Below are 9965 nucleotides of genomic sequence, written 5' to 3'. Positions count from 1 at the left end.
CTGCGGGCCGGGGCGGAGGCCGCCCGCTGCCCGGCGCTGGGGGCGGTGCTGATCGAGCCCTGGGGTGAGCCGCGCCGCCTCGATCTGACCGCGAGCCGGCGCCTGGCCCTGGCGGCGGAAGGCTCGGGCGCGACGACGCTTGTGCTGCGCGCCGCCGTGGCGCCGCAACCGAGCGCCGCCTCGACCCGCTGGCAGGTCGCGTCCCTGCCGTCGCGGGCGCTGGAGGCGAATGCACCGGGAGCCCCCGCCTTCAGCCTCAGATTGCTGCGGCATCGCGGGGGGCTGGGTGAGTGTGAGTGGCGTGTGGAGTGGAGCCGTGACCGACAATCTTTCCAGGAGAGCGACGTCCGAAACCATCAGGCCGCTGCCGGCCGCGACGAGACCACCCAGCAACCCAGAGCCAGCCCCGATGCCACGCCGCTATCTCGCTTTGTGGTTCCCTTTCCTGCCGACCGACCGGCTGCGGCGGGAGGGCCGGATCCCGACATCCGGCGCACCGGCTGACGCCCCGCTGGTCGTCTATGCCCATCGCGGCAATGCGCTTCGCCTCGTCGCCGGGGACGAGCGGGCTCTGGCGCTGGGGCTGGCGCGGGACCTGACCCTGGCCGATGCGCGAGCCCGCATTCCCGGGCTGATCGCGATCGAGGCCGAGCCCGAGGCCGACGAAGCCCTGCTGATGCGGCTCGCCGCCTTCTGCGACCGCTTCACCCCGCTGGTGGCGCTCGATCGCCCCCAGGGCCTGCTGCTCGACATCACCGGCTGCGCCCATCTCTTCGGCGGGGAGAGCGCGCTGCTGGCGACGCTCGGCCGCTGGATGCGGCGCGGCGGCCTCGCGCTCCGCTCGGCTGTCGCGGGTACGCCCGAGGCTGCCCATGCGCTGGCGCGCTTCGGCTGTGGCGACATCGTGCCGCCCGGACAGGACGAGGCCTGGCTGCGGCCGCTGCCGGTCGCGGCGCTCGAGCTTCCGGCCGAGACCGCGCTCGCCTTGACCCGCGCGGGCCTGAGGACGCTGGCCGATCTCGCGGAGCGCCCCTCCAAGGCGCTGTCGGCCCGTTTCGGCGAGGATCTGGTGACGCGGCTGCGGCGCATGCTCGGCCATGAAGATGCCCGGCTCACGCCGCTGCGCCCGCCGCCGGCCTGCCTGGTCGAGCGACATTTCGCTGAGCCGATGCTCGATGCGGCAGGGCTGGAGCAGGTCGTGACCCGGCTGATCGGGGAGGCGGTGCGCCTGCTGGAGCAGCGCGGCGAGGGCGGCCGCGCTTTCGAGGTGAGTTTCTTCCGCACGGACGGCGCGGTCAGGAGGCTGGGCATTGAGACCGGGCGGCCCTCCCGCGACGCCAAGGCCATCCTCAGGCTCTATCGCGAGCGCATCGACGCGCTGGCCGATCCGCTCGATCCCGGCTTCGGTTTCGACGCCGTCCGGCTCGCCGTGCCGATCTGCCAACCCTTGAACGAGGCGCAGGCCAGCCTCGACCGCCGCGCGGTCGAGGACGAGGCGGTGGCTGATCTGGTCGACCGGCTGGTGGCGCGCTTCGGCCGCGACCGGGTGCTGCGCTTCGTGGCGCAGGACAGCCATGATCCTCGCCGGGAGGCCCGCGCCGTTCCGGTCGCCGCCGAGGTCTCCGGCGTCGTCTGGCCGGCGCCGCAGCCGAACGAGCCGCCGGCCCGCCCGCTCCAGCTCTTCGAGCCGCCGCAGCCGGTCGAGACCCTGGCCGAGGTGCCCGACGGCCCGCCTCTGCGGTTCAGATGGCGGCGTGTGCTGCACGAGATCGCCCGCGCCGAAGGCCCGGAGCGGATCGCACCGGAATGGTGGCGCGACGGGCCTCAAGCTCCGATGCGCGATTATTATCGCGTCGAGGACGCGCAAGGCCGGCGTTTCTGGCTTTTCCGCGCCGGGCTCTACGAGCAGGGCGCCGAGCCGCCGCGCTGGTTCCTGCACGGCTTGTTCGCGTGAGATTCGAGATATGAGCGCTTATGTCGAACTCGTTGCCGCAACGAATTTTTCCTTCCTGCGCGGGGCCTCGCCCGGGCCCAACATGCTGCTCACCGCGCTGCTGCTCGGCCATGGCGGGTTGGGGCTGGCCGACCGCAACACGGTCGCCGGGGTGGTTCGCGCCTGGAGCGCGCTCAGGGACATCCGCGAGGACGGCTTGCCCGCGCCGGAGAAAATCCGCGAGGGCGGCAGCCCGGGCGAATATTTCTGGCTGGAGAACCCGGCCTTCGCCGATCTGCCCTTCACTGCGGACCAGCTCAGGGAGATGGCGCGGTCTTTCAAGCTCGTCACCGGCAGCCGGCTCGTCTTCGCCGATGGCACGCCCGATATCGTCGCCTATCCCGCCAACAGAGCCGGCTGGGGCCGGCTCTGCCGGCTGCTCAGCCGGGGCAATCTGAAAGACGGCGTGAAGAAGGGCGATTGCGTCCTGCACATCGACGATCTGCTGGGCGATGCACGCGATCTCCTGCTGATCCTGATGCCCGGCCGCAGCCTCGACGGCCTGCCGGCGCTGCTGGCCCGGCTCGAGGAGGCCGCGCCGGGCGCAGTCTGGCTCGGCGCTGCCATGCATCGCCGCGGCGACGATCGCCGCCGGCTCGCCCGCCTGAAGGCGGTCGGGGCCGCGACCCGAACCCCGCTACTCGCCACCAACGACGCGCTCTACGACGCCCCCGAGCAGCGCGACCTGCAGGACCTGCTCACCTGCATCCGCGAGGGCGTCGTCATCGACCGGGCCGGGCGGCTGCTCGAGGCCAATGCGGAGCGTCATCTCAAGAGTGGACAGGAGATGGCGAGGCTCTTCCGCGATGCGCCCGAGGCGATCGAGGAGACCGGCCATCTTCTCTCGCGCATCGAATTCGATCTTGGCCAGCTCCGATACGACTATCCAGACGAGCCCGTGCCGCCGGGCTGGACGGCGCAGGGCTGGCTTACGGAGCTGGTCAGGCGGCGCCGTGAAATCCGCTATCCGGCCGGCGTGCCGGACGATGTGCAGGCCCTGCTCGACAAGGAGCTCGCCCTGATCGCCAGGCTCGACTACGCCCGCTATTTCCTGACCATCCGCCAGATCGTCGAGTTTGCCGACAGCCGCGGCATTCTCTGCCAGGGGCGAGGTTCCGCAGCCAATTCAGCCGTCTGCTACGTGCTCGGCATCACGGCGGTCGATCCCGCCGAGGGCAATCTCCTGTTCGAGCGCTTCATCTCCGAAGAGCGCAAGGAGCCGCCCGATATCGACGTCGATTTCGAGCATGAGCGGCGCGAGGAGGTGATCCAGTGGATCTATGAGAAATACGGCCGACACCGCGCCGGCATCGCCGGAACCGTGATCCGCTACCGGCCACGCAGCGCCATCCGCGACATCGGCAAGGTGCTGGGGCTGACCGAGGACGTCACGGCCAGGCTCGCCGGCACGCAATGGGGGAGCTGGGGCAGCGAGATCGCCGATACGCATGTCCGTCAGGCCGGGCTCGACCCGACGAATCCGGTGATCGCGCGCGCCGTCGGCTTCGCCATCCGCCTGCTCGGCTTCCCGCGCCATCTCTCGCAGCATGTCGGAGGCTTCGTTCTGGCGCGCGAGCGCCTCGACGAACTGGTCCCGATCGGCAAGGCCGCGATGCCGGATCGCACCTTCATCGAATGGGACAAGGACGACATCGACGCGCTGCGCCTGATGAAGGTCGATGTGCTGGCGCTCGGCATGCTGACCTGCATCAGAAAGGCCTTCGACCTGCTGCGTGAGCACGAGGGCATCGATATCGGCCTCGCCGACGTGCCGGTCGACGACCCGCCGACTTATGAAATGCTCCAGCGCGGCCATTCGCTCGGCGTCTTCCAGGTCGAGAGCCGGGCGCAGATGAACATGCTGCCGCGACTCAGGCCGAAGGAGTTCTACGACCTCGTCATCCAGGTCGCGATCGTGCGTCCCGGCCCGATCCAGGGCGACATGGTGCATCCCTATCTGCGGCGGCGGTCGAAACTCGAGGACGTCGTCTATCCATCGCCGAAGCCGCCTCATGACCCGAACGAACTGGTCAAGGTGCTGCACAAGACGCTCGGCGTGCCGCTCTTCCAGGAGCAGGCGATGAAGCTCGCCATGGTCGCGGCCGAGTTCAGCGATATCGAGGCCAATCGGCTGCGCAAGGCGATGGCGACCTTTCGCAATGTCGGCACCATCGGCCAGCTCGAAGACCTGATGGTGAGCCGCATGATCGGGCGCGGCTACGACCCGGATTTCGCCCGGCGCTGCTTCGAGCAGATCAAGGGTTTCGGCAGCTATGGGTTCCCGGAAAGCCACGCAGCCTCCTTCGCCAAGCTGGTCTACATCTCCTCCTGGCTGAAACGCCACCACCCGGCGGCCTTCGCCTGCGCGCTCCTGAACGCGCAGCCCATGGGCTTCTACGCCCCCGCCCAGATCGTGCGCGAGGCGCAGGAGATCGGCGGCGTCGAGCCGCGCGCGATCGACGTGAATGCCAGCTTCTGGGACAATGGGTTGGAGCAGTATTTCGACCCAGATCATGAGTTGCCGACAGACAGATCCGTCATTCTGGACAAGCCGCGCAGCGGCGTAGATCCGGAATCCATCGAAGGACGCCGGAGCTCCAGGATGGATTCCGGAGCTTCGCTTCGCTTCGTCCGGGATGACCCGAAAGAGTTTTCCGAAACCCACAGCCCTCATCCTGAGGAGCCGCGCAGCGGCGTCTCGAAGGATGGTCCAGATGCCTCGGGAGCCTCTCCGGCCATCCTTCGAGACGCGCCTGGGGCGCTCCTCAGGATGAGGGCTGAGGGGGGCGGGACGCGACGGAGTTCCTTCGCCCTTCGCCTCGGCTTCCGCCAGATCGACGGCTTCCGCGAGGAATGGGGTCTGCGCATCGCGGCGCGGCGGGGCGGGGGCTATGCCGATGTCGAGGAGCTGATGCGCCGGGCTGATCTGCCGGGCCGCGCGATGCGGCTGCTCGCCGATGCCGACGCCTTCCGGTCGCTGGGGCTCGACCGCCGCGAGGCGCTCTGGGGCGTACGCCGCCTGCCGGACGACGAGGCCCTGCCGCTCTTCGCCGCCGCCCAGGCCCGCGAACTGGGCGAGGAGCCGGCCGTCCCGCTGCCGCTCATGCCGCTGCCGCAGCAGATCGTCGCCGACTACCAGACGGTCCGGCTCTCGCTGAAGGGGCACCCGATGGGCATGCTGCGGCCGCTCTTCCGGCGCGACCGCGTCCTGAGCTGTGCCGAGCTCGAGGGTCGGCCCGACGGCAGCTGGGCGGCGACCGCCGGCGTCGTGCTGGTGCGCCAGCGTCCCGGCAATGGCAAGGCGATCTTCATCACGCTGGAGGACGAGACAGGCATCGCCAACATCCTGCTCTGGGCACGCCTGTTCGAGCGCTTCCGGCGCGAGGTCATGAGCGGGCGCCTGCTGCAGATCGAGGGCAGGGTGCAGAAGAGCCCCGAGGGCGTGGTCCATCTGATGGCGCAACGCGTCATCGACCGCACGGCCGATCTGGCGAGCCTGTCGGAGAGCCACAGCGCCACGATCACCCTGACGCGCGCCGACGAATTCAAGCATCCCCAGCCGCCGCGCGGGCGGCATCCACGCGACGTCCGCATCCTGCCGAAATCCCGCGACTTTCATTGATTGCTGCATTCATGCTCAATATGCCTAATCAATGAGCAGGAGATCCCAGTCGCATACCTGCGATGCCCCGCCGCCGCACTCCTGGGCAAAATGGCGGAGCTCCTTAGTTCTGAGGCGCTATCCCAAAGTTCAAGTCGTACGACCTTTGTATGGCATGCCCGTTGCTAACCTCGTGCCGCCGCTCGCAGGAGCACGCGGCCAACCATAGGGGAGACAAACGTGTCCGTATCCAGCATCACCCGCTCGGCCCTCCTTGGCCTCGGCCTTTCGACGGCGCTCGTCACCGGCGCGCTCGCCCAGGAGAAGGTCCTGCGCATCGGCATGACAGCGGCGGACATTCCGCGGACCCATGGCCAGCCCGACCAGGGCTTCGAGGGCAACCGCTTCACCGGCATCCCGATGTATGACGCGCTGACCCATTGGGATCTCTCCTCCGCCGAGAAGGCGAGCGTCGTCATCCCTGGCCTCGCCACCGAATGGGCGGTCGATGCCACCGACAAGACGAAGTGGACCTTCAAGCTGCGTCCGGGCGTCAAGTTCCAGGACGGGTCCGACTTCAACGCCGCCGCCGTCGTCTGGAACGTCGACAAGGTCCTGAACAAGGAGGCCGCTCATTTCGCCCCGGACCAGATCGGCGTCACCGTCTCGCGCATGCCGACGCTGAAGAGCGCCAAGGCGATCGACCCGCTCACCGTCGAGCTGACGACGAGCGAGCCCGATGCCTTCCTGCCGATCAACCTGACCAACCTGTTCATGGCGTCCCCGGCGCATTGGGCCGCCAAGCTCGCCGCCGTGCCGGCCTCGGTCACCGATCCGGCCGAGCGCGCCAAGCAGGCCTGGGCAGCCTTCTCGGCCGATCCGTCCGGCACCGGCCCGTTCAAGGGCGTCAAGCTCTCGCCGCGCGAGCGCTTCGAGATGGTCGCCAACAAGGCCTATTGGGACCCCAAGCGCGTGCCGAAGATCGACCGCGTCGTACTGCTGCCGCTGCCGGAGGCCAATGCCCGCACCGCAGCCCTGCTCTCGGGCCAGGTCGACTGGATCGAGTCGCCCTCGCCGGACGCCGTGCCGCAGATCAAGCAGCGTGGCTTCACCGTCTACACCAACGCCCAGCCGCATGTCTGGCCCTGGCAGCTCTCCTTCGTCGAGGGCTCGCCCTGGGTCGACAAGCGCGTACGCCACGCCGCCAATCTCTGCGTCAACCGCGAGGAGCTGAAGACGCTGCTCGGCGGGCTGATGGAGATCCCGAAGGGCACCGTTCCGCCCGGCCATCCCTGGTGGGGCAACCCCAGCTTCGACATCAAGTATGATCTCGCGGCCGCCAAGAAGCTAATGACGGAAGCCGGCTATTCGGCCGCCAAGCCGGCGAAGGTGAAGGTGCTGACCTCCGCCTCGGGCTCGGGCCAGATGCAGCCTTTGCCGATGAACGAGTTCATGCAGCAGGCGCTGAAGGACTGCTTCTTCGATGTCGCGCTCGAGGTCGGCGAGTGGAATGCCGTCTTCACCAACTGGCGCGAGGGCGCCAAGCACGCCAATGCCCGCGGTGCCAACGCCACCAACGTCACCTTCGCGGCGATGGACCCGTTCTTCGCCATGGTGCGCTTCACCTCGACCAAGACTTATCCCCCGGTCTCCAACAACTGGGGCTATTTCGGCAATGACGAGTTCGACAAGCTCATCGCCGATGCCCGCACCTCCTTCGACGGCGCGGCGCGCGATGCGGCGCTGGCCAAGCTCCATGCCCGCATCGTCGAGGAAGCGCCGTTCGTCTGGGTCGCCCATGACGTCGGACCTCGGGCCATGAGTGCGAAGGTCAAGGGCGTGGTCCAGCCGAAGAGCTGGTTCATCGACCTCGCTCCGATGTCGATGGACTAACGTCCGATCGCGTCATTCTCGGGCGGCGCGAAGCGCCGACCCGAGAATCTCGTTCCGGAGATGCTCGGGTCTTCGCCCGAGCATGACGGCTCGAGGATCGGCCGCTGGCACAGCCCTTGCGAAGCCAGTTTGGAACCCATCCAGCCCGGAGCCACCCATGATCCGCACCGCCCGTGCCCTGACGCTTTCCGCCGGCGTGTCCTTCTTTGCAGCTTCGGCGCAGGCTCAGGGCACGCTGCGGATCGGCATGACCGCTTCCGACATCCCGCTGACCACCGGCCAGACCGACCAGGGCGGCGAGGGCATGCGCTTCATGGGCTATACGCTCTATGACGGCCTCATCAACTGGGACCTGAGCAAGGCCGACAAGGCCTCCGACCTGACGCCCGGCCTCGCCACGAGCTGGTCGGTCGATGCGACCGACAAGACCAAGTGGACCTTCGTCCTGCGCGAGGGCGTCAAGTTCCATGACGGCTCGGAGTTCACCGCCGACGCCGTGGTCTGGAACCTCGACAAGCTCCTGAAGAACGATTCCCCGCAGTTCGACCAGCGCCAGGCGGCCCAGGGCCGCTCGCGCATTCCCGCCGTCGCCGCCTACAAGGTGATCGACAAGTACAAGGTCGAGATCACCACCAAGGCGCCCGACGCCACGCTGCCCTACCAGATCGCCTGGGTGATGATGTCCTCGCCGGCGCAGTGGGAGAAGCTCGGCAAGAGCTGGGAGGCCTTCGCCAAGACGCCGTCCGGCACCGGCCCGTGGCAGCTTACGGCCTTCCAGCCGCGCGAACGCGCCGAACTCGCGCCCTTCCCGGGCTATTGGGACAAGGCGCGCGTGCCCAAGCTCGACAAGATGGTGCTGCTGCCGCTGCCGGAGGCCAATGCCCGCGCCGCCGCGCTGCGTGCCGGGCAGGTGGACTGGATCGAGGCGCCGTCACCGGACCTGATCCCCTCGCTCAAGACGGCCGGCTTCCAGATCATCACCAACGCCTATCCGCACAACTGGACCTGGCATCTGTCGCGCGCCGAGGGCTCGCCCTGGAACGACATCCGCGTCCGCAAGGCCGCCAACCTCGCCGTCGACCGGCAGGGGCTGAAGGAGCTGCTCGGCGGACTGATGATCCCGGCCGAGGGCTTCTATCCGCCCGGCCACCAGTGGTTCGGCAACCCCAAGTTCAAGCTCAAGCTCGACCAGGCCGAGGCCAAGAAGCTGCTCGCGGAGGCCGGCTTCTCTCCGGCCAAGCCGGTCCAGACCAAGATCCTGATCGCGCCGTCGGGCTCGGGCCAGATGCAGCCGCTGCCGATGAACGAGTTCGTGCAGCAGAACCTCGCCGAGGTCGGCATCAAGATCGACTTCGAGGTCGTCGAGTGGAACACGCTGATCAACATCTGGCGGGCCGGCGCCAACCATGAATCCTCGCGCAAGGCGACGGGGATGAACTACACCTACTTCATCCAGGACCCCTTCACGGGCCTGATCCGCCATCTGCAGTGCAACCTGCAGCCGCCGGCCGGCACGAACTGGGGCATGTACTGCGATCCGGAGATGGACAAGCTCTTCGACCAGGTCCGCAACACCTTCGACGCGACCGCTCAGACGGCGGTGCTGCAGAAGATCCACGAGAAATATGTCGACGAGGCCCTGTTCCTGATGGTGACGCACGACGTGAATCCGCGCGCCATGAGCCCGAAGGTCAAGGGTTTCGTCCAGGCGCAGAACTGGTTCCAGGATTTCTCGGCGATCACCATGGCGAAGTGAGGTTGTTCTTGGCTCGGAGCGAACACAAGAAAAGCGCGAGTCATCCCGGACAAGCGGCGAAGCCGCGCCGATCCGGGATCCATTCCGGAGCCGGTCCGATCTGCGCTCCGGAATGGATCCCGGGTCTTCGCTGCGCTTCGCCCGGGATGACGGCGCGTTTGAGTGAACGGACAGTGCCAAGGCGATTGCCATGCTGAAATACCTCGCCAAGCGCATCCTCTACGTGCTGCCCGTCGCCTTCGGCGTCAGCCTGTTCTGCTTCCTACTCGTCCATATCGCGCCGGGCGATCCGCTGACCTCGGTGCTGCCGCCCGACGCTTCCCAGGCGATGCAGGACGAGTTGCGCAAGATCTACGGTTTCGACCGGCCGCTGCCGGTGCAGTTCGGGCTCTGGTTGATGAAGGCGCTGCAGGGCGATCTCGGCACCTCGATCGCGACGGGCCGCCCCGTCGCCGCGGAGGTCTGGCGCGCTGTCGGCAACACGCTGCTGATCGCGGGGCTTGCGACCGTGATCGGCTTCGTCTTCGGCTGCTTCTTCGGCTTCGTCGCCGGCTATTTCCGCGGCTCCTATCTCGACAAGTTCGCCTCCATGCTGGCGGTGCTCGGCGTCTCCGTGCCGCATTACTGGCTGGGCATGGTGATGGTCATCGTGTTCTCGGTGCAGCTCGGCTGGCTGCCGCCGGGCGGGGCGGTGCCGGGCGGCTCGGCGCCGTGGAAGTGGG

The 9965-nt window shown here is 68.1% G+C and carries 5 protein-coding genes and 1 pseudogene; all 6 read left to right on the top strand.

All coding sequences use genetic code 11. The features are described from left to right. A pseudogene (locus Q8M82_RS02805) lies at positions 1-504 on the top strand (hypothetical protein); the annotation flags it as partial. Further along, positions 410-1954, top strand: coding sequence for a Y-family DNA polymerase (locus Q8M82_RS02800; protein ID WP_305689861.1), 1545 nt, complete (start codon positions 410-412; stop codon positions 1952-1954). The pseudogene Q8M82_RS02805 and the gene Q8M82_RS02800, both read left to right, overlap by 95 nt. Positions 1955-1964: 10 nt before the next feature. Beyond that, a complete protein-coding gene (locus Q8M82_RS02795; protein ID WP_305689860.1) occupies positions 1965-5615 on the top strand; it encodes an error-prone DNA polymerase in 3651 nt (1216 codons plus the stop codon). A 219-nt stretch (positions 5616-5834) separates the two neighbouring features. Continuing rightward, positions 5835-7487 (top strand): ABC transporter substrate-binding protein, encoded by a 1653-nt coding sequence (locus Q8M82_RS02790; RefSeq protein ID WP_305689859.1) that lies wholly within the window; start codon positions 5835-5837, stop codon positions 7485-7487. Between the two features lie 157 nt (positions 7488-7644). After that, positions 7645-9243: an ABC transporter substrate-binding protein gene (locus Q8M82_RS02785; RefSeq protein WP_305689858.1), complete on the top strand. Its 1599-nt coding sequence runs from the start codon at positions 7645-7647 to the stop codon at positions 9241-9243. Positions 9244-9433: 190 nt separating this feature from the next. Next, on the top strand, positions 9434-9965 hold a 532-nt coding region (locus Q8M82_RS02780), incomplete at its 3' end, for an ABC transporter permease (protein ID WP_305689857.1).

This window comes from Allobosea sp., assembly GCF_030694325.1.
Classification (GTDB): Bacteria; Pseudomonadota; Alphaproteobacteria; order Rhizobiales; family Beijerinckiaceae; genus Allobosea.
This window is presented reverse-complemented; position numbering and strand designations above follow the sequence as displayed.